The sequence below is a fragment of the Pseudomonas sp. JQ170C genome, assembly GCF_035581345.1.
In the GTDB taxonomy this organism is placed as follows: Bacteria; Pseudomonadota; Gammaproteobacteria; order Pseudomonadales; family Pseudomonadaceae; genus Aquipseudomonas.
Genome location: NZ_CP141608.1, coordinates 3,746,854 through 3,764,709 on the forward strand (window position 1 = coordinate 3,746,854; position 17,856 = coordinate 3,764,709).

Below are 17,856 nucleotides of genomic sequence, written 5' to 3' on the forward strand. Positions count from 1 at the left end.
AACCAAGGCGAGGCTTACATGGCCATCTCTAGGATTCGTGACTCCAGAGTGCCCTTCGCATAGCAGGTCAGCGCTTGGGATTCGTGTGGGCTCTTCGTAGAGAAATCAAATGTGCTCGAGTCTCCACCGCCAGGATTACCATCAAATCCAACGGCGTTGAAACGGACGGAGAAAACGTACTTTGTGTTTACTGATACGTCCGTTCCACCTTGGGCTGGAGCAACATAGATATTGACACGACCCTCGAGCTTGGTAGTTCGAGTGGCGTTGAACGCCACGTGCTGAGCATTGGTGACGGCGAACTGCGAAGAGTCAGCTGCCATGTAGTTGTATACCTGCTCGCCCCGCGCGTTACTGAACTTGCGCACGGTCGATCCACAATCAACGTACTCGGATGGCCGTGATGTTGAGAAACTCACGTTTATCAATCGTGAGCTTTTGTCGATATTGTTGATCACGAAGAAGTCAGAGCTAAGCTGACGGACCAGGTCATCCCAAGTCCTATCGAAGTCTTTGGTAACCTTTTTGCTGTTGACTACAGCTGTGCTGGAGGGCGGCGTGTAGTTCATGGAAGAAGTTGCGCATCCGGCAACCGACACAATTGCCAGAAAAAGACCTACTTTCTTGTGCATCTTGCAGCTCCTTTGAAGATGGTGCAAAAGTATCACAAGGCCACCATCAGGAGTTAGCGACACCATATTCTGCTCAGTCGGCCGGTCAGGACAACTCACTCTCACTTCGCGTCCTGATGACGCAACACAAGGCGGGTGCGGTCGAGCCAAGGTCCGCCGAACACGATTATTTCAGATGGCCTCCCAAGTAGGTGATGCAACATGAACGGGCCAGGGCCGAAGACCTGGGTGTTCTCCTCGGACAACTGCGCATCGGCGCCCAGGTAGATTCCGGCATGGTTCGGGTGAGCAGTGCGCCCCACAGTCATGACGATCATGTCGCCGCGCTGCGGCTGGCTCACCTGGTAGAAGCCTGCAGCCTCATAGGCTTGCTCGTACAGGCTCGGGCCTTCGGCTTTCTCCCACCACCCCTCCTCCCGGGGATACTCCGGAAACTCCAGCCCCCACTCGCGCTGGTACCAGTCCGCACAGGCCTGCCAGCAGTCCCAGGCGCCATGTACGAACGGCCTGCCCAACAGCGGTGTGTGGCCGGTCGGGGTGATGGTGCGCAGGTCGCCCTCAGGCCAAGACAGGATGTACCAGGGCAAGCCGGTTGCTTCGCACATGGCTAAATCTCGCGGGGAAGGCCTGCTGGTGGCATTGGGATGGGAGTGAACGATGCCGATCACATCACCCTGGTCCTCCGCTGCCGCGTACTCCTCTGGAGCAATCCGGAACTCTTCTTCCGGGTATCTCGCGGTATTAGTGCACGGGACATAGACCTGCTTGCGGCCGACGGTCAGGACCAGCCCGCAACACTCACGCGGATACTCTGCCGCGGCGTGCACTCGCACGGCAGCCAGGATGTGTTTGCGCATGATCAACTCCGAACGATCAGTGATACGGCCGGGAAGCCGCCGAAGGGTATCTGGTTGCCCAGCCCCCAGCGGACGATGCAGCCGGAGTCCAGGCAGCCATTGCATTGATCCTTTTCGGGGTCATTCGTGGGGTTGCCCTCGAGGTCGAAATAGGGACCGGTATAGCCGCAGTTCGGCCCCCGGTAGCCGGCAGTCATTGCCCAGTGACACAGTTGAGTCATTTGCCGGCCAATAGTCTCGCCACCTACATCGCCAGGACTGGCCAGCTCCCACGCCACCATGGAGCCGTTTTCCGATACCTTCTGGTCGATATACCAGACCTCGATCGCTTCCTCGGCCGGGTCGGCCTCCGGGTTGCCATCTTGGTAATTGGCGGCGTCCAGGTACTGCGCCAGGGTATGGCGTATCGTCAGCTTGAACTCGAGCAGGTTGTCGAACGCAAGGCACAGCGCAGTGATTCTGCCGTTGACGTTGCCAACCGTCAGCGTCGGCCGAACGGCGGTACCGTCCGAATTAGCCTCGATGCCCTCGACTTGCATCGGCCAAGCGCCATATTCATTCCCCTGCCACCAAATGGGTTTGGCTGGCAGCTGATCAGCATTGGCGCCAGCCGCAGCCAGTTCTTCGGGTGTGTGGGGAATCGCATGCCCATGGAAGCGAAGGACATCTGCGCCGAAGTCGGAACCATCCAGCTCGAACAGCAGGATCTCGGCTCCCGGCTCCAGCTTTTGCAACTGCGTGATTAAACTCATGGGTGGTAAGCCCTCTCAAAGGTTGCCGCCACCACAACAATGCCGCCCGGCTTTCGTTGCTGCCGGAACGTCTCGCAGCGGTACATTCCCAAGGCGCTACCTGGTGGCGTCCACAGGAACGACCTCGCGCCACGGTGAGAGCGAATGAAGTCGAGGATGGGTTTGACTTCTTCCGCCAGTCCCCCGAACGACAACGTCCAGCTGTCGACCTCTGCGTTCAAGCCATCGCTAGCCACTTGGGCATAGCCATCACCAAACTGCGATTTTCTTGTCCTGAAGGTGCTGTCCGAACTGGCCTCGTCATCAGGCACCCAGTTAAACGTCGCAATTGCCATCAATTTCTCCGGGGGCTGTTGCGGTGGCTTGTGCCACCTGGTCGCCAAGAGTCGGCGATTGCTCGTTCCGCCACCCCACGCATCTGCATTTGCATGTTCTGCTGCAGAGCGGCGCTATCGAGCTCCATGCCCTCTGAGCTTCGATCTGGAACCGAAACCGACACCGGGGCGTTCACCTGCACCACCGTGCTGCCGCCAACATTGCCACCCACCATCTGCACACCCAGCGAGCCGTCGGCGCCTCGGGCCAGTGGCATGATCGCCTCCGGCCCCGCCTCTCCAGCGACACCAACCTTCCCGCCGGCCATACCGAAGGGGGTCGGAGCATTGAGGATGCTGTTGGTGAACGCCTCGCCCTTGGCAAACATCTGCACGCCGCCGCTCCAGGCGCCACCCTTGGCCTGGGTAACGCCTGACCAACCGTCCATGTATTGAGGGCTGTAACCTGCTTGGGTAGAACCAAGCGAAGAGGAGCCGCTGCCGAAGTAATTACCCGCAGCAGACACCCCCATACCGACCAGTCCGCTCAGAAGCGAACTCGCCGCTTGCTGACTGGCGATCCTGGCCATGTCCGAAATCACGCTGTTCGCGAAGCTCCTGAAGCTACCCTTGCCCGTCATGGCGAAGTCCGTCAGGGCATCGCGCGCTGAGTTGAACCCCGTGGTGAGCATGTCTTCCGTCGCGCCGGCAAAGTTAGCAGCATCGGCCTGAATGTTGTCCCACGCACGGTGGGCACCGTTGCTGTAGTCACCCTGGGCCTGTAGCCGTGCGTCATAGCCGTCGACTTCCATCTGCAATTCGCGGGCTTGGTAATCTGCCAGGTCAGCCAGGCGTTGCTCGTAGGCCGACTGGCTGAGTCGCCGGGAAACATCCTCCTGTTGCTCCTCCAGCTGACGACGGGCTTGGGCGTACTTCTCGCGCACGGCATTCAAGCGGTCGGCTTGCTCGCGCTCGTTATCACCCATGCCCACACCGGCAATATCCGCATTGATCGCGTCTTGCCGAGTCTGCAGCACCACCTCCATGGCTTTGCGATAAGCGTCAGCACTATTACGCCGCAGCTCCGCAAGCTTCTGCTCTTCCTGTGCCCGCTTCTGGATAGTGGGGTCTGCGTAGGCTTCGTTCAGGTTCTTGATGCCGAGCTCCATCTCGGCAGCCGTGATCTTGCCGGCGGCCTGGGCCTTGCGTAGTCCCCTAACACCTTCGGCGAGGTCTTCAAGTCGTTTTTTCTCCGGCAGAGCCCTGTCGATGATGGCATCCAGCGCCTTGAGCTCATCTTGCAGCGACTTGGTGCGGTCCTTGCTGCTGTCAGTCGCGTCCTTGTTGGCCTTCTTCTGCGCTTCGATTGCGCTGGCAGCCGACAGAATTGCCAGCCGGTCGGTCTCGGTTAGGTCGGTGTTATCCGCGATGTGCCGGTTGGCTATCTTGATCGCATCGCCGTTGTCCTTCAGGCCGGCCAACTGCTTATGGAGTGTTTCCAGGTAGGTCTGACCCGCGCTGCTCATACCGGCCTTGGCGGCGTTGTTGGCCTGGGTCGAGGCGGTGTTCTCCTCGGTCACTCCGGTGAGAACGCGCAGGGTTTCAGCTATCAAGCTGGATCGCTGGTCGGCATCACTGACCGCACCGGCCTGGGTGATCCACTGCTGCACCGTCGCGGGCGGCAACTTCAACCGGTCGCCAACCTCGCGCAGGATGGGCGAGAGGTCGGCACCGGCGGCGCGAGCCTCCTTCAGTTGATCAACAACCCCCTGATAGAGGCGTAGCTGTTGGTTGTATTGCCCTCCGGAGTCTCTGGCCGGGGCCGTGACCGTCGCTGAGCGGATGGACTGGGAAAGGTCGCCGTAAGCATCCTTGACCTTGTCCGTGGCATTGATCTGCTCCTGTTGCCACTTCAGCAGCGAAGCTTCGCGCTGATCCTTGTTGAGCTTGGCGAATTCCTCTCGCAGCTGAGCAACGGGCTTGTGCATGTCATCCAGGCTGACCCCGGCTTGATCCGCACTATCACTCAGCAACAGAAAACTAGCTGCGGCGGTACCGGCCAACAGTGCCAACCCCATTGGCCCGCCCAGCGCCGCAAGCAGCCCGCCGGTGGAGGCGCGAGTCAGGTTAGTCTGCGCAATTGCCAGGGCATCCGTAGAAGCCTTCAGCGCCGCTTGTTTGGGGATGAGTTGCGTCTGCACCAACGACAGCCGCTGCAGCCCGCTGGCAGCAGCCACAGAAGCCTGGGCCTGCTGGAGTTGCGCCTGCGCATAGATCCTCTGTGCGTCAGCCGCGCGCAAGGCGGCCTGGGCGTTCTGGATCTCGGCAGTGCGCTGGGCCAGCGCGGCCTTCAGCGCCAGGCCTGAATTGACCACATAGTTGGTGAGTGCTGCAGCCCCAGCCCCGGCCATGGCCACCGCGACCAGGTCTACGTTGTCGGCGAGGGAAATGAGAACTTTCGACAGCCCTGCCACCGCGCCGGTACGCTCCTCCATACTCCCCAGGAACGTCCCGATCGCGTTACTGATGTTGACCATGGCGTCTTGCACGCTCGTGGACATATCAGCGGCAGCCTTGCGGTTCGCCTCGACGGTTTGCAACAGTCCAGTGTTGATGTCGTCGAGAGAAAGTTTCCCTTGAACACCAAGCTTGCGGACTTCGTCTGCACCTTTGCCGGTTGCATTGGCAATGGCGTCAACGATGGTCGGCATCGCGCTCTGGATGGACACCCAACCATCAGCCTCCACCTTTCCTGTTTGCAGAGCCTTTGAGTACGCATCGAGGGCCGAGCCCGCTTTATCGGCCGCTGCGGCGTTGGTCACCAGCAGAAAGCTGAAGCTGTCAGTGATGTCGAGCGTCTGCTGAGTGTTGAAGCCCAGGCTGCGCATCACGTCGGCCGTGCGGATGTACAGCTCTTGGGCTTCAGCCAGCGGGCGGTATGTTTCTTGGGCCGTGCGCAGCAGGTGCTCCTGCACCGCTTGATACTCACCTGCGCTACCCGCCGCTGCTTTCATCCGGTCGGCCATCTGCCCATAGGCATCGACCTGCCGGATGATTCCACCGATCAGGCCAGCGCCAGCCACGGCAGCAAAGGCCCCGCGCATCAGTGCCCCAGCCTGCTGAGCCGCACCGCCAGCGCTGTCGAACGCAGAGTCCACAGTAGCCAGGCTGCGGTCAATCGACTGAGAGGTGCGTGCGACCACTTGATCCGCGCTGGCCAGTTCCCGACGCAACTGCGCCGTGGTGGCCTCGATCTGGACCAGCATCCCCTGGACTTGTTGGTCGGCCATGAAAATCTCCAAGCACAAAAAAACCGCCCGGAGGCGGCACGCTATTTACTGTTTCGGGCGACCTCGCAGGAAGTTCTTCAACTTGTCCGCCACGCTTTCACGCTTCTGAGGCGCTGCCTGGGTGCGCCCTTGACCATGGCCGCACCCCGTCCAATCAAGACGGGCATCGAGTGCGAGCATGATTTGCGGAATCGGCGTGTGCCAGGCGGTGTCGGGCGGCCAGCCAAGCCAGCCGGTGGCCACGCCGAACAGGTAGTCGACGTAGCTCCCGTTCTTCACTGCGCTGTGCTGACCGCCTCGTCCTTTCCCCGAGCAACCACGCTAGGCGGCACAGGGTTGAGCAGGGTCGTGATGAAGTCAGTCAGTTGGCCCGATACCTTGGCAACGCCGGTGTGAAATACCTCAGCGGCAATTACTGGGTGCTGCTCGGGGGCCAGGGCCGCGCCGGCGACAACAATGTCAGCACAGGCTGCAATGCTCATCAGGCGCATCGACTCCAACGCACCGCGCAAGCCACCAAAGCGGGCTTCAATTCGCAACGCCGCGTCCAGCGTCGGCTTCAGGATGTAGGTGCGCGCACCGATCACCAGGGTGACAGTGCCATGCAAGGCTTCGCTCATTTGGGCTCTCACAGTAGAAAGGCGCAACCCCGTCAGTTACGGGGCAGCCGGACCGGCCAGGACTTCGAGAATTGCGGTGTTGATGGCGAGCGTCATGTTGCGTCGCACGACGTTGTCGGCCGCACCCGGAGCTACGGTGTTGTTCATCACCTTCACGCCAAAGTAGAAGGTGGTCGGCAGGATCGCCGGGGTAGCATCAGGATCACCATCATTCAGGGTGACCTTGATGTTGTAGTTACCCTTAGTACGGTCCTTATGCGCCACCGCGACCGCTTTCTGGCCGACGTCTCCGCTGTCCAGGCCAACAGTCAGGGTCATGTTGCCCGCGTCCGCAGTGCCCTTGTATTTGCGCACTCGGCCGTCGCTCAGGGCGGTGAAGTTCACCGCGCTGAAGGTATCGCCGAACTCGCCCAGGTCCTCGATCTCGCCCACATCAACGTAGGTGTCAGCCTTGTACTTGGTTTCGGTGTCGGCAGCGGTTTTGCCGCCGATAGCGAGGCGGCAGCCGGCGGCTGTATTGAGGTTGTCTTCGGCCATGGGGGTTCCTCCAAAGGCACATTGGATAAAGGCCGCGACGCGGCCAGTGGTGTGGTCAGTGGGTGGTGATCACGCGGACCGTGATCGAACCCTGATAGGTGATGCCGTCGGCATCGCGCTGGGCGTCGGCCTGCTCGACGCGAACGGAGACCGCTCGGCCGGTGGCCAGTGGTAACTTGCGCTCGTCCAGGGCATTGATGATCTCGCCGTTGATGCGCTTGACCTCGGCCTGGCCGATGGCGTCGGACCACACCGACAGGTAGATCAGACGCTGCTCACGCTTACGGCCCGCGATCGGACGTGCGTTCGTCGAGACTTCCCGGTCAATGGAGACATAGGGTTTCGGCGTGTTCATCGGTGCGCCGTCGTGGACGGGGCAGCTGACTTCAGCCACAAGCCTTGCGAATAAGGCTTCTTGAAGTGCGACAGATGGATCAGCCATTCCCTACCCCCTGGCTTGCTTTGCGCAGCGTGCGGGTGATCGCCGCCTCGATCTCTGCCAGAACGAACTCCCGGTTGACCTGCATCGCAGGCCTCAGCCAAGGGTGTGCCGGACGTGCAGGAATGTCGGGGTACTTACCGAAGAAGTGAGTGCCGTCGCTTTTGTTCTTCGTGTCGCGGCGCCCGAGCCGATTCTTGCCACTGAGTTTGGACCGGTCACGATTGGTGGTATGGGTACCCGATACCGCGCTGGAGTCAGCACGGTGGTACAGCTTGCCCGAGTAACCCTTTGTGCCGTACTCAATGAAGCGAAGGTAAAAGTAGCGCTGGTTGTTGAGCTTGCCCCGTAGGCCAACCTCAGCGTTCAGGCCGCTGGACGACACAAACGCCGTCAGAGCAGCTGCGGCATCGCCCGTATCTTTGGGCACCAAGTCCTTCATCGTTTGCAGCACACGGTCAGCAGACTTCTGCATTGCCGGCTTCAGCTCGTTATCCATGTTTTTGTGGATGTTGCGCAGCAGTCGGCGAAGCTTGAAGTCTCCTGACATCCTGGAGCGGCGAGCCATGTCCTACTCCTTGGCCTGATCGCTCTTGGCTGGCTTGGTCGCCTTTTCGAGGACTTCCTCGGCGTAGCCACGGACGATCAGACCCTTGCCGTCTTCAGCCGACACTTCAAACTCTTCGCCCTTCGTCCGCTCACCGACAGCGCCGGAAAGTGGTCCCAGTGCACGAATCTTCATTTTTTCACCTCATGGATTTGGCACGGATGAGCAAAGCAGCCTCATCAGCGTCCCGAAGTTGTCGATAAGGACTGCTTCGACTTTGTAGGTCACACCGCGCCTGGTCAGCCGCCAGCCGGCGACAATGTCGCTTCTGGGCCTGGCAAGAATCTCGGCGGTAACGACAGCCTCCAACTGCTCGGCGACGGCTGAGACGCGACCACTAGGCAGCCTGATTTCGGCCCACAATTCCGGAGGAGTCGCCGCCGCCCAAGTCTCGTCGGCACCACCCGAGCTGTTTCGCACTCGCTGCGGAGAGGTCAGCAGGCAACGGTGACGAAGGGGACCGGCCCTCATACACCCCACCCGATTCGATGCGGTGTCAGGAGTGCCACCGATCCTTTCGGAAGCACGGTGGCAATTGTCCCGATTACAACGTCCTCACGGTTTGCGTAAAGGTGCCCAAGAATCAACAAGCAGGCCGCGTTGATCTGCTTGTTGCTCACGATGGGGGAGTCGCCAGCATCACCGGCGGCGACAGCCTCATCCAGCGCCTGCTGGTCGGTGTAGAAACGACGGTTCAGGTAGTCCATCGCCTGCCCTTCAGCCGCCTCGATCAGGAGCTCCAAGTATTCGTCAGCATCGTCAGGGTCTCGAAGGTGGTGACGGGCGAGGGTCAAGCTGATAACCGACATACCTCTACTCCTTCAGCGGGTCGAGCGATGCCAGCTTCCGTTGCACCAGCTCTTCAGCGTGTCGACGCGGGACCGAGTAAGCTGGACCACCACGACGACGAAGCTCGCCTTCATCCATGTAGGATCGGAGCGGGTATATCTGAAGAACCGCAGGGTTGGGACTGACCGCTGGACCTTCCCTGCCCGTAGGTTGATCAGAGTCATTGCTGCCCTCAGTTGCCACCGATCCGTCGTGGCCGGCACATTCGGGCGTGTCTAAGTCGATTGCAGCGGTATCGGTTTCGGCAGCCTGTGTGATCGCAGCCGGCTCCAGTTCAACGCTCGAACCTGCATGGCCTACTGGCAGTTCCTGCACCGGGCTCTCCGGCATGCCTGGATCCGTGGCCGCCGGTCCGCCCTCGCCGGTGGTCGGCAAGGCCGCAGTGTCAGCCGAAGCGGACAAGCCACCTTCCGGCTGAAAAGCATTGGCCTCAGTGGGCGAGGCAGGATCTTTCACTCCTGCCGTGGGTGCTGGTGTTTCCTGTTTACGCGCCATAAAAGTACTCCAGTCGGGCGCCATTACTGGCGCCGCAACGCGGAAGGTTTAGGGGGTGACCGTGGTCAGGGGGCCAGTGACGAATGCTTCTTCGCGGTAGATGGCGAACGCCAATCGCTCTTCAGCACGGATCGTCGTCATGTTGTTCTCAAAGTCTTTGTCGTTCTCGGTCGAGATCAGCACTTCGATTTCCATCCGATCGAAGATCTGCGCGCCGAGCTTGAAGGCGCCGACCAAGAAGTCGTTCTGAGTCATGGCCTGGGTGGACACCACTGGACGATTCCAGAGACGAGCATCGGTGCCACTCTGGGGCTGACCGATGATGTAGCGCCCCTCGCCATCCTTCGTCAGTTCGATCGCCGCCCAATCGATGGGGTTCAGCACGATGCCGTCCGAAGGGAACTCGGCCAACTCGGCCTGCAGTAGCGCCAGACGCAGCCGATCAATTCGCTGCTCGCCGACCACCGCTACGCCAGCGGGCGCCGCGTACAGCTGTGCAACGGTCATGAGGCCCTGAAGATTCGCGCCGGTACCGCTGCCGTAGAGCAACTGAGCTTCTTCGGCCATATTCAGGCCGTAACGCGCTCGACCGTCGATATAGCTTTGCAACGCTTTTGCATCATCGAGCATCTGGCGGCTCGCTTTGAACAGGTGAGCGATGGTTCGGACGTTCGCGGTGGCCAGAGCAAAGGTCAGGTCGGAGTACGGCTTAGCGGTGGTCTCCGCGACGGTTCGCGCATTGTTGGTGAAGCCAGTCTCCCGGATGTACTCGATGGAGTTCGATTCCGTTTCACCGGGCGCCACCAGGTCGCGAATAGTCAGTCGGCGCTGAGGTGGCGCGACGATACCCGCTAAGCGCTGAGCAGGGACAAGATCACCACCAGTTGCAGTGGTGATCGCTGCACGCGGCACAGAGACTCGACGCGAACCACGGAAGGACGAATTCATGTCCTGCATTTCTTCGCTGCCGATCACCAGTGCACCGACCGACTTCTGCGGTTCGTCCTGTTCGGAGCGGCCCCTGTTTGCGTTCACGAGTTTCTGCTCGGCTTCGCCCATTCGCGCCTGAAGCTCGCCCTGCTTGGTCAGCAGTTCGTCTACCTTGGCACGGGTCTCAGCGGTCATCTCGCCGGAGGCCTTGATCTGCTTATCGGTCGCCTCAGCCTGGGCTTTGATCTGGTCGCCAATGCCTTTCAGGCTGGCGTTGAGTTCCTTGACTTGGGCTTCAAAGTCCATGGTCACTTTCCTTTCAGAGAATTGAGGAGATTGGTTGCCGCGCTCAGAGAGGCGGAGAGGTCTGGCGCGACAGCGCTGGGCTTGTCGGTCGGGACAGCGCGCGGCGTGTCCCCGCCGGCAGCGCGAGGCGTACCGGTCTTGAAGCTGGCGAAGAGTTCGCGGCGCTCGGAGCGCGGCATGCCGGACTTGGCCAAAGCAATGTCCATGGCCTTGAGCGCATTGGCCTGACCGGTTTCTTCGGTTTCGCGCTCGGTGATCTCGGCGGCTGATAACAGGCCGGTGGCCAGGCCCAGCTCAACGGCACGCTTGCCGCGGATGAAGGTCTCGTCGTCCATCATCTCGGCCATATCCGGAACTGGTTGGCCGCTGGTTTCGGCATACAGGTCGGCCATCGCCGCGTCGAACTCTTCCATGTCATCGGCCACGTCGCGCAGGTAGTGGCGATTGCCGGCAAGAAAGGTCCAGCAGTTGTGGATCATCAGGAAAGCGCTGCTAGCCACTGCTCGCTCACTGCCAGCGAGGTAGATCACAGACGCGGCACTGGCGGCCATGCCCAGTACCTTGGTGGTGACCTTGTGGCTGTGCTCGCGCAGGCGGTTGTATATGGCGATGCCTTCAAACATGTCGCCGCCCGGGGAGTTGATGTAGACGGTCACATCACGCTCGCCGATAGCGCGCAACGCTGCGTCGATACGCTTGAGGGTCACGCCCTCGCCGTACCAGTCTTCGCCAATCACCCCATACACAGTGATCGTGTCGGAGGTGTTCTCGACGGCAGCCTGGATTGCCGGGTTCCATTTATCGAGCGCGCGCGGGCTCAGCTCGCTGCGCAGGCCGCGAGACTGGATCTTCAGTTTCATGGGTTACTCCCGAGAGGTGCTTTCTGACTCTTGCAGCCAGTTCTTCAGGGCGGCCCGTGCGGCTTGCCCATCGCTTTGTTTGCCCAACTGGTCCAGGGGAACAAGGTTGGATTGAACGGTGAGAACATCACCGCCGGGCATGCTGGGCAGGTTTTCCTTCCGACGGCCCTCATTGCGGGTCATGTACCCGTTCTGACCCATGGTGCTGAGATAGGCGGCGCGGCCGGTGCTGTCTGCCCGCAGGAATGCTTCGAGCGAAAACTCGGCGTAGAAGTTGATTCGATCCACGGCAGTCATACAGCGCTTGTTCACGCACTGCTCGATTGGCGCCGTATAGGACATGATGCAGTAGGTGAGGAAAGCGATTTGCTGCTGCTCCAGGCCGGTGCCCCAGTTGCTCCCCTTGTCGGTCTTCATCACCATCCATGGCGGTACACCGAACCAGCGACAGATCTCCTCGATGCTGTGCCCTCTCGACTCCAGCAACTGGGCGTCAGCTGGATTGATTCCGATCATCTCCGGCTTCACCCCAGCCTCAAGCACTGGGCTTCGACCTGCGTTGAGCGCGCCGGAAATGGTCTTCACGTAATCACGAAACTCGACACGCTGCGCAGGGTTAAGCGTCTTGTCTACCGAGAACGCTACAGTTGGCATCATCCCGTTCTTGAACGTGTTGTTCGCGGCATCGTCCGCCGACATCGCCGCCCCAAACACATCAGCGCCATAGCGGATTGCAGACAGGCCAACCCGGCCATCCAGAGTGAAGGCCGGAATATGCAGCATGCTCTCGCGCTGAATCTCCCGCTTGGGCCCTTTGCGGGGCTTGAAGAAGTACCTCAAGCGGCCGTCGTCATCGACTTCCAAGTCGACCCGCGACGGCATTAGGAAATCCAGCGCGATGACCCGTCCTGCGGCGCGATGGATCTCGCAGTATGCGTTGCCCCACAACAGCATGGATGCCACGACAGACTGCCAGAAATGGAAGGCCGCCATGTCTTCGTTCGGGCTGGTATGCACCACGTCGTACAGAGGGAAGTCCCGGGCACTCTCTCGGCTGCCGTCGGGTAAGCGGCGGTAGATGCTCAGCGGCAAACCGGCAACAGAGGTCGAGATGATTCGCACGCATGCCCAAACAGTCGATAGCCGCATGGCGTTGTCGACTGTGACAGATTTGCCGCTACTCGATTGCGCCCCGAAAAAGCTGCTCCAGAAGCCTCCGTCCGAGAGCCGAATGGACTTGCCGAGGCTGGCAGATGGCTTTGTCGCGGCAGCACCCAGTGCCTGGGATAGCGATTTAATCACTGCTCAGCCCTCGGAGAATGAACGCTGCGATGCTGAACAAGCTCAGCGCTCCCGCGAGCAAGGCCCAGCCGGTACCGGCCAACATCCAGACGCCAGCACAAGCCATGCAAAAGGCCACCAGTGAGGTGACGATGAAATAGTGGAATGCGCTCATGCGATCAAAGGATCCCGAATGCCAGCCATGAAATTGTCCATTCCGCCCCTCCCTTCCGGGTTCAGACTTAGCAGTGAAACAGCGTTGAATGTGGCCATGAGCGGGTCGATCTTTGCGGTACCCGAGGCCTGCTTCGTGATGAGGAACGCGTTGGCAGAAGGAACGCCCTTCGCATTGCCGCAGGCCCAGGCCATCAACGGCTGACCGCAGTGCAGAAAAGCGCCCTCGGCAAGTTTGCGCTCGGTCGTCTTGATTGCGCCGGTCAGCTTCCAGCCCTGGGAGATACCCACGATCTTGTCTTCCTCGACACCGGCATCTGCCAGAGCGTCGAGCACCGCGCCGATACCGGCTGGGTCGAGACCGACCTTGTCCAGCAAACCGGTGGCATTGACGCGGGCAACAATGGCCGCCAACTGCTCTACGTCGTCACCGATATGCTCAACGATCGTCAGATCGCCGGTCGCCTCAAGGTCTCTTAGGCGGGGAGCTTCGGACTTGCGCCGCTCCAGAACGGATGGGTGCGCCCAGGCATGGGCCCAGTGCAGCCACTTGCGGGTACCAATCTCGCGGCCGAGAACGGCCAATCCGAGCAAGTCATCGAGGCCGCCGCCGTCACCACCAATATCCACCACCTCGCACCGGGCGAGCAGCGCATCGAGCGTCAGGCCAGGAAGCGACTGGGGCTCCCAGAATTCAGCACCGACCCAGCTGTCGGACATCAGGGCCAGGCCAATTTCGATATTGAGGTGCTTGGCCAGGAAGCCTCGCAGATCTGCCTCGCCGTCGAGCTCCGCCTGCATGAAGAGGCGTTCCAGCGTGGGGCGGTCGACCGAGTAACCCATGTTCGGGTTGACCAGGTGGAAGTTCTCGGGCTTCCGTGCCTCGCCGCTTTTGATCATCTCTTGCGAGAATTCGTAGATGATCGGAAGGAACCGGTTGTCCTCAATGCGCCCGTCCCTAACGCCGCGGGCATAGGACAGCTTCGACCTGAACACGCCCGCCGGTGGTTCGTTCGACTGGGTTGTCAGCCAGATGATGAAACCTTCCGGCCTGGACAGCAGGCCGCCGGTAGCCTCGCGGATCATGTCCGCTGCTTTCGGGTTCTTCCCGAACAGCCAGGCTTCGTCGATCAATACGCCGACCGCTTTCTTGCCGCCCACCACGTCGCTGTCAGCGGCTACCACCTTCAGCGTGGCGCCCGTCTCACGATGGGTGATCAGCCGTAAGTGCGGCTGAACATGCAGAAGTGCTTTCAGCTCCTCATCGTTGTTGACCATGTCTTTGGCCGGGACGAACGAGTTATCCGCAATCTCCTTGGTGGGCGCCAAGATGATGAATTCAGCCGAGAGGCGCCAGTTGCGGATCAGCGCCGTCAGCATGATGCCCGCAGCGATGGTCGACTTACTGTTCTTCTTCGGAATACAAAGCATCACCTCCCGAATCAGTCGCTCGCCGGTCTCGCTGTTGTAGCTGCCGAACACCGCACCGGCGAAGGCCAGCACCCATGGAGCGCAAGATGCTTCGATTGTCGGACTGCCAGGGGCGTCGACGATCTTCAGTCCCTTGAACACCTCAAGGCTGGCTTCGGCCTCATCAGGAAACAGCGGCTCTGGAATGATCGACTCGCCCGCAGCCAATCGCCGCCACCAGTCTGGGCAGGCGGTAGTCCATTGCATGAGTTACCCCTTGACGACAGAGAGCGGCGGTTTGCCTTGTGCGTAGCGCCCCTTGCCCACCTCCTTGGCGGCATCCTGGCGGGCTTCTTTCTTGCCTTGGTCGGCGACTTTGCCGTGCATGTAGGGCATGAGTGCCTTGGCAGCGTCGACCCTCAGCCTTGGCTCTGCAGACTGCTCGTTCATCACTGCAGTCAGGAAGTCGCGAGGGTCGTCGAACTCGGCGAAGACCAGGCCGTCGTCAGCCGACGCAGCCTCCGGCGGCGAGTTAACTTTCCGCGCAGTTTTAACCTCTGTCGGAGTAGCGGTTTTGGCCCGTAGCTTTCTGCCGATTGCAGCTATAACATCAGGGTCCCTCGCCAGCTTGGAGCCCGCTTGTGACGCGGTTTTCTCGGAATATCCGGCAGCAATTGCCGCCTCGCGATTGGTGGCCCCCGACTGCAAAGCGTCAGCAAACCGTCGCTTTTTGTCGGTTAAAGCCATGGTTAACTTTTCCGTTAATTGGGAAAAAATGTGCGAATGAGGTCGAGGGCGGTCTAGCTAGATGAGAATCCCTCGCTTTTAACCCCCCTACCCCTTTAGCAGCACGCCATTGACGTACCTCGAGGCGACGTGAGCCGATCTGCGACGATTCGCTGACCCATCAACCAATCAGACCTCCAGCCTCCTCAGCCTGCTTGACCGAGTCATGGCAGGGCTTGCACAGCGACTGCCAGTTCGATTGATTCCAGAACAGGTCCTGGTCTCCTCGATGTGGGATCTTGTGGTCAACCACACTGGCCGCAGCGGTGAGACCGTGCCGCGCGCAGTACACGCACAACGGATGATCAAACAGGTAGCGCTCTCGCGCCTGCTGCCACTTGTAGCCGTAGCCTCGTTGGGTGCTGGTCTTGTCGCTTCGCCAACTGCCTGGTGTCACGACCTTAACCCGTGAGCTGGTGCTTTCCTTGATGCGGGACCCAAGGGTCTTGAGCCTGACCATCAGTCCACCCTCCCTATCTTGGCCACATTGCCCTTTGCCCGGCAAACCAGGATGGCGACCAGTAGATAGAACGCAGTGTTGAACCAGGAAGCGTCAGCAAAGTCATCGTGCAGCGCCATGCGCCCGATGAGACTAACGAACTGCATGCCAGTGATTGCACATGCTGCCCAGGCCATCAGGGAAACCCCTAGCTTGTAGCGGGCATTAGGATATGGCCGATAACGCAAACCGATCATCACGAAGATGAGGGCACATAGAGCAGCCTGGATAACGGCAACCATTCAACCCTCCTTCCTAGCCCGAAGGCGGAAGACCCATTGCAGCCAGGTCGGCATGCGGCCGGTCTGCATCCACTCCAGCAAACCAGAGAACGTGACGACGCAAAGCACGCCGCATACGAAGGCGCTGAAGCCAGCGGTTTGGGTCCAGGTTCTGCCCATCAACTCGGCACTACCGAAGTAACCACCGATCCATCCCGTCAGCAGATAACCGACACGCCGCCAGGTACTGATGTCTTTGGCGAACACCACATAGAAGAAAGCCCCGCCGAACGCGCCGACCAGTGCGGCGAGATCCAACTGGGGAAAGGCAGCACCTAGGCCGACGCTGGCAAGTACGCCGGTCACTGCAAGGGCGCCGGTGCTCGGCTCGGCCATAAGTGATACTCCAAAAAAAACCCCGATTATCGGGGTTTAGTAATAACTCAACGAACTTCAGCGCACTCGGTTATCACCGCCTAAAAATATCGGACAACACCGCCTTAACCGCGAACGTGATAAGCGCACCTTTCAATTCTGACTTCAAGGAGGTTGAGCGTACTCCTTCCTTCGACTCTGCGACTCCAGCAGATTTTCCGCTAGTTGCAGCCGGGGCCGGGGTGGAGGTCGCGCGCGCAGAATTTTCCTTGCAATACGCTGCTTGCTCAGTACCGCACGAGACTGGCGCCTCACTTGTTTCTATCTTGGATTGGCCGCGTTCGATAATGCCGGAATCTGTATGGCTGATACCGTTTTCAGCCTTACCCTCCACACCCATTCCCAAAGCGTACTTCGCTTTTGAGCGTCGAACAGAAATAATTGGATCGCGCTTAACGCCGCTTTCTTCTAACAAAGGGGGCGCCGAAAAAGGAGTCTGCTTCCTTTCTAGCAGCGATATGAGTGCGTCTGCAGTTTCAGAGTAACGATCAAGATTTTTCTGAGAAATCTCGAACGTTGACTCATGCACCGCACGGTTACGGACCACATAGACTTTCCGAACGAGGTTTAAGGTCTCATCATCTAACAAATAAGCCACATTGGAACTGAGCTCTTTTAGCCCTTTTCCTTGCCCGCCCAGCTCACGCAACAAAGCCTCAATTCTCGACGCCTTCGCAGCGATTAAGCCGCGCGCCTCATTTTGATTTGGCATCTCATTTCCTCCCGAGTCGCCCAATAATAGCGAATCAATGGCTCTTCAGAAACGAGAAAGCCCGACACAATGGTCGGGCTTTTGGGTCACTCCTCAACACGCGCAGGAATGACAGGATGGGAATAATTTCTCTCACTCTCTCACTGATGTCAACAGGCAATCACGCTGCCTCTTTGATCAACAGATCCTCAGCCTCCAGAATTCTTCGGACCTCAGCGAGTGCATCACTGACCATGCCGTTGAGTTTTTCCTTAATCCCATCCTTCCAGCGATAGCGCGTCGACTCGGGCGCTGCATCCACATCCCAGGTGTTCATGTCGTAAAAGCTGTCGGGGAGAATTATCAGATCCTCTGCCAAAGCCTCTGCCTTCTTCCGTTCGGACTGTCCGGCAGCCAGCGCAGCGCTCACCAGGTTGTCACGCCGCCAATCAGATACATCCAGCGGAATATCCACCGACACCGAGTGCGACCCCTTCCGGCGAGCCCCTTTCAGTTTCGGGATCGCCCACGCCGTGGCCGCCTTGTAGATGAACAGCTGAGGCGCCGGGCTGGCGATCAATGGGACCACAGCGGAGATACCCTGCAGCTTCTTCGCCTTGTTGGTGGCGTACTTTGCATTCAGTGCATCCCAATGCCGCGGGATCAGTAAGTGATGCAGGCGAGCCGACAACCAGTAATCCACCTGGGTGCGGTCCAGCCCATGCGATGAGCCCCTCAGCGACGCCAGACACCCGCCCTCCTCTTCGGCCGACTTGTACAGCTTCTGCCACGCCTGCCCCTTCGCAGCACCCTTCTCGCCTGCTGCCAACGCTGCAACTACCGCCCCCGATACGCTGCTATAAACCATGTC

The 17,856-nt window shown here is 59.9% G+C and carries 25 protein-coding genes; 1 reads left to right on the forward strand and 24 read right to left on the reverse strand.

Going from position 1 to position 17,856, the window contains the following annotated elements; all coding sequences use genetic code 11:
- Window positions 1-14: 14 nt before the first annotated feature.
- The 17 genes from U9R80_RS16815 to U9R80_RS16895 all read right to left on the reverse strand — a co-directional run bounded on the left by U9R80_RS16815 (window position 15) and on the right by U9R80_RS16895 (window position 12,790).
- Window positions 15-632: a hypothetical protein gene (locus U9R80_RS16815; RefSeq protein WP_301843230.1), complete on the reverse strand. Its 618-nt coding sequence runs from the start codon at window positions 630-632 to the stop codon at window positions 15-17.
- A gap of 101 nt (window positions 633-733) precedes the next feature.
- A complete protein-coding gene (locus U9R80_RS16820; RefSeq protein WP_301843229.1) occupies window positions 734-1,489 on the reverse strand; it encodes a C40 family peptidase in 756 nt (251 codons plus the stop codon).
- Between the two features lie 2 nt (window positions 1,490-1,491).
- Window positions 1,492-2,241: a phage minor tail protein L gene (locus tag U9R80_RS16825; protein WP_301843228.1), complete on the reverse strand. Its 750-nt coding sequence runs from the start codon at window positions 2,239-2,241 to the stop codon at window positions 1,492-1,494.
- Window positions 2,238-2,576, reverse strand: coding sequence for a phage tail protein (locus U9R80_RS16830; protein ID WP_301843227.1), 339 nt, complete (start codon window positions 2,574-2,576; stop codon window positions 2,238-2,240). The genes U9R80_RS16825 and U9R80_RS16830 overlap by 4 nt, the downstream gene beginning before the upstream one ends.
- Entirely contained in the window at window positions 2,576-5,845 is a 3,270-nt protein-coding gene (locus U9R80_RS16835) for a phage tail tape measure protein (protein WP_301843226.1), read from the reverse strand. The genes U9R80_RS16830 and U9R80_RS16835 overlap by 1 nt, the downstream gene beginning before the upstream one ends.
- A 45-nt stretch (window positions 5,846-5,890) precedes the next feature.
- Window positions 5,891-6,124, reverse strand: coding sequence for a hypothetical protein (locus U9R80_RS16840; protein WP_301843225.1), 234 nt, complete (start codon window positions 6,122-6,124; stop codon window positions 5,891-5,893).
- Entirely contained in the window at window positions 6,121-6,465 is a 345-nt protein-coding gene (locus U9R80_RS16845) for a hypothetical protein (protein WP_301843224.1), read from the reverse strand. Before U9R80_RS16845 ends, U9R80_RS16840 begins: the two co-directional genes overlap by 4 nt.
- A 36-nt stretch (window positions 6,466-6,501) precedes the next feature.
- Window positions 6,502-7,002: a hypothetical protein gene (locus tag U9R80_RS16850; protein WP_301843223.1), complete on the reverse strand. Its 501-nt coding sequence runs from the start codon at window positions 7,000-7,002 to the stop codon at window positions 6,502-6,504.
- Between the two features lie 55 nt (window positions 7,003-7,057).
- Window positions 7,058-7,444: a DUF3168 domain-containing protein gene (locus U9R80_RS16855; RefSeq protein WP_301843222.1), complete on the reverse strand. Its 387-nt coding sequence runs from the start codon at window positions 7,442-7,444 to the stop codon at window positions 7,058-7,060.
- A complete protein-coding gene (locus U9R80_RS16860; RefSeq protein ID WP_301843221.1) occupies window positions 7,437-8,009 on the reverse strand; it encodes an HK97-gp10 family putative phage morphogenesis protein in 573 nt (190 codons plus the stop codon). Before U9R80_RS16860 ends, U9R80_RS16855 begins: the two co-directional genes overlap by 8 nt.
- Before the next feature lie 3 nt (window positions 8,010-8,012).
- Complete coding sequence (locus U9R80_RS16865) at window positions 8,013-8,183, reverse strand: hypothetical protein (RefSeq protein ID WP_301843220.1); 171 nt, start codon at window positions 8,181-8,183, stop codon at window positions 8,013-8,015.
- A gap of 9 nt (window positions 8,184-8,192) precedes the next feature.
- A complete protein-coding gene (locus U9R80_RS16870) occupies window positions 8,193-8,519 on the reverse strand; it encodes a phage head closure protein (RefSeq protein WP_301843219.1) in 327 nt (108 codons plus the stop codon).
- Window positions 8,516-8,857 carry a head-tail connector protein gene (locus tag U9R80_RS16875; protein ID WP_301843218.1) on the reverse strand — a complete coding sequence of 114 codons (342 nt, stop codon included), beginning with the start codon at window positions 8,855-8,857 and terminating at the stop codon, window positions 8,516-8,518. Before U9R80_RS16875 ends, U9R80_RS16870 begins: the two co-directional genes overlap by 4 nt.
- Window positions 8,858-8,861: 4 nt before the next feature.
- Window positions 8,862-9,392, reverse strand: coding sequence for a hypothetical protein (locus U9R80_RS16880; protein WP_301843216.1), 531 nt, complete (start codon window positions 9,390-9,392; stop codon window positions 8,862-8,864).
- A gap of 48 nt (window positions 9,393-9,440) precedes the next feature.
- The gene (locus U9R80_RS16885) at window positions 9,441-10,628 is read right to left on the reverse strand and encodes a phage major capsid protein (RefSeq protein WP_301843215.1); all 1,188 of its coding nucleotides are present in this window, start codon (window positions 10,626-10,628) and stop codon (window positions 9,441-9,443) included.
- 2 nt (window positions 10,629-10,630) lie between these two features.
- On the reverse strand, window positions 10,631-11,488 hold the full coding sequence (locus U9R80_RS16890) for a head maturation protease, ClpP-related (RefSeq protein ID WP_301843214.1): 858 nt from the start codon (window positions 11,486-11,488) through the stop codon (window positions 10,631-10,633).
- A 3-nt stretch (window positions 11,489-11,491) separates the two neighbouring features.
- The gene (locus U9R80_RS16895; RefSeq protein ID WP_301843213.1) at window positions 11,492-12,790 is read right to left on the reverse strand and encodes a phage portal protein; all 1,299 of its coding nucleotides are present in this window, start codon (window positions 12,788-12,790) and stop codon (window positions 11,492-11,494) included.
- Window positions 12,791-12,807: 17 nt separating this feature from the next.
- On the opposite strand from U9R80_RS16895, the gene U9R80_RS16900 reads away from it, so the two are divergent.
- Window positions 12,808-12,930: a hypothetical protein gene (locus tag U9R80_RS16900; protein ID WP_324805286.1), complete on the forward strand. Its 123-nt coding sequence runs from the start codon at window positions 12,808-12,810 to the stop codon at window positions 12,928-12,930.
- 10 nt (window positions 12,931-12,940) lie between these two features.
- Here U9R80_RS16900 and U9R80_RS16905 read toward each other — a convergent pair whose 3' ends face one another.
- The 7 genes from U9R80_RS16905 to U9R80_RS16935 all read right to left on the reverse strand — a co-directional run bounded on the left by U9R80_RS16905 (window position 12,941) and on the right by U9R80_RS16935 (window position 17,853).
- Window positions 12,941-14,620, reverse strand: coding sequence for a terminase large subunit (locus U9R80_RS16905; protein WP_301843212.1), 1,680 nt, complete (start codon window positions 14,618-14,620; stop codon window positions 12,941-12,943).
- Window positions 14,621-14,623: 3 nt separating this feature from the next.
- Window positions 14,624-15,100, reverse strand: a complete 477-nt coding sequence (locus U9R80_RS16910) for a terminase small subunit (RefSeq protein WP_301843211.1) — start codon at window positions 15,098-15,100, stop codon at window positions 14,624-14,626.
- Between the two features lie 160 nt (window positions 15,101-15,260).
- Window positions 15,261-15,599, reverse strand: a complete 339-nt coding sequence (locus tag U9R80_RS16915) for an HNH endonuclease (protein WP_301843210.1) — start codon at window positions 15,597-15,599, stop codon at window positions 15,261-15,263.
- Entirely contained in the window at window positions 15,599-15,880 is a 282-nt protein-coding gene (locus U9R80_RS16920; protein WP_301843209.1) for a phage holin family protein, read from the reverse strand. The genes U9R80_RS16915 and U9R80_RS16920 overlap by 1 nt, the downstream gene beginning before the upstream one ends.
- Window positions 15,881-16,255, reverse strand: coding sequence for a putative holin (locus tag U9R80_RS16925; RefSeq protein ID WP_301843208.1), 375 nt, complete (start codon window positions 16,253-16,255; stop codon window positions 15,881-15,883).
- A gap of 73 nt (window positions 16,256-16,328) precedes the next feature.
- On the reverse strand, window positions 16,329-17,006 hold the full coding sequence (locus U9R80_RS16930) for a hypothetical protein (RefSeq protein ID WP_301843207.1): 678 nt from the start codon (window positions 17,004-17,006) through the stop codon (window positions 16,329-16,331).
- Window positions 17,007-17,166: 160 nt separating this feature from the next.
- Window positions 17,167-17,853 (reverse strand): hypothetical protein, encoded by a 687-nt coding sequence (locus U9R80_RS16935; RefSeq protein WP_301843206.1) that lies wholly within the window; start codon window positions 17,851-17,853, stop codon window positions 17,167-17,169.
- Between the last annotated feature and the right edge of the window lie 3 nt (window positions 17,854-17,856).

Bases quoted from the DNA above. Each gene is read 5' to 3' on its own strand.
- U9R80_RS16845 (WP_301843224.1), bottom strand. From the start codon at position 6,465: ATGAGCGAAGCCTTGCATGGCACTGTCACCCTGGTGATCGGTGCGCGC.
- U9R80_RS16880 (WP_301843216.1), bottom strand. From the start codon at position 9,392: ATGGCGCGTAAACAGGAAACACCAGCACCCACGGCAGGAGTGAAAGAT.
- U9R80_RS16825 (WP_301843228.1), bottom strand. From the start codon at position 2,241: ATGAGTTTAATCACGCAGTTGCAAAAGCTGGAGCCGGGAGCCGAGATC.
- U9R80_RS16855 (WP_301843222.1), bottom strand. From the start codon at position 7,444: ATGGCTGATCCATCTGTCGCACTTCAAGAAGCCTTATTCGCAAGGCTT.
- U9R80_RS16860 (WP_301843221.1), bottom strand. From the start codon at position 8,009: ATGGCTCGCCGCTCCAGGATGTCAGGAGACTTCAAGCTTCGCCGACTG.
- U9R80_RS16830 (WP_301843227.1), bottom strand. From the start codon at position 2,576: ATGGCAATTGCGACGTTTAACTGGGTGCCTGATGACGAGGCCAGTTCG.
- U9R80_RS16925 (WP_301843208.1), bottom strand. From the start codon at position 16,255: ATGGCCGAGCCGAGCACCGGCGCCCTTGCAGTGACCGGCGTACTTGCC.
- U9R80_RS16915 (WP_301843210.1), bottom strand. From the start codon at position 15,599: ATGGTCAGGCTCAAGACCCTTGGGTCCCGCATCAAGGAAAGCACCAGC.
- U9R80_RS16905 (WP_301843212.1), bottom strand. From the start codon at position 14,620: ATGCAATGGACTACCGCCTGCCCAGACTGGTGGCGGCGATTGGCTGCG.
- U9R80_RS16930 (WP_301843207.1), bottom strand. From the start codon at position 17,006: ATGCCAAATCAAAATGAGGCGCGCGGCTTAATCGCTGCGAAGGCGTCG.
- U9R80_RS16910 (WP_301843211.1), bottom strand. From the start codon at position 15,100: ATGGCTTTAACCGACAAAAAGCGACGGTTTGCTGACGCTTTGCAGTCG.
- U9R80_RS16875 (WP_301843218.1), bottom strand. From the start codon at position 8,857: ATGTCGGTTATCAGCTTGACCCTCGCCCGTCACCACCTTCGAGACCCT.
- U9R80_RS16900 (WP_324805286.1), top strand. From the start codon at position 12,808: ATGAACGCTGCGATGCTGAACAAGCTCAGCGCTCCCGCGAGCAAGGCC.
- U9R80_RS16870 (WP_301843219.1), bottom strand. From the start codon at position 8,519: ATGAGGGCCGGTCCCCTTCGTCACCGTTGCCTGCTGACCTCTCCGCAG.
- U9R80_RS16920 (WP_301843209.1), bottom strand. From the start codon at position 15,880: ATGGTTGCCGTTATCCAGGCTGCTCTATGTGCCCTCATCTTCGTGATG.
- U9R80_RS16815 (WP_301843230.1), bottom strand. From the start codon at position 632: ATGCACAAGAAAGTAGGTCTTTTTCTGGCAATTGTGTCGGTTGCCGGA.
- U9R80_RS16865 (WP_301843220.1), bottom strand. From the start codon at position 8,183: ATGAAGATTCGTGCACTGGGACCACTTTCCGGCGCTGTCGGTGAGCGG.
- U9R80_RS16850 (WP_301843223.1), bottom strand. From the start codon at position 7,002: ATGGCCGAAGACAACCTCAATACAGCCGCCGGCTGCCGCCTCGCTATC.
- U9R80_RS16835 (WP_301843226.1), bottom strand. From the start codon at position 5,845: ATGGCCGACCAACAAGTCCAGGGGATGCTGGTCCAGATCGAGGCCACC.
- U9R80_RS16820 (WP_301843229.1), bottom strand. From the start codon at position 1,489: ATGCGCAAACACATCCTGGCTGCCGTGCGAGTGCACGCCGCGGCAGAG.
- U9R80_RS16890 (WP_301843214.1), bottom strand. From the start codon at position 11,488: ATGAAACTGAAGATCCAGTCTCGCGGCCTGCGCAGCGAGCTGAGCCCG.
- U9R80_RS16935 (WP_301843206.1), bottom strand. From the start codon at position 17,853: ATGGTTTATAGCAGCGTATCGGGGGCGGTAGTTGCAGCGTTGGCAGCA.
- U9R80_RS16885 (WP_301843215.1), bottom strand. From the start codon at position 10,628: ATGGACTTTGAAGCCCAAGTCAAGGAACTCAACGCCAGCCTGAAAGGC.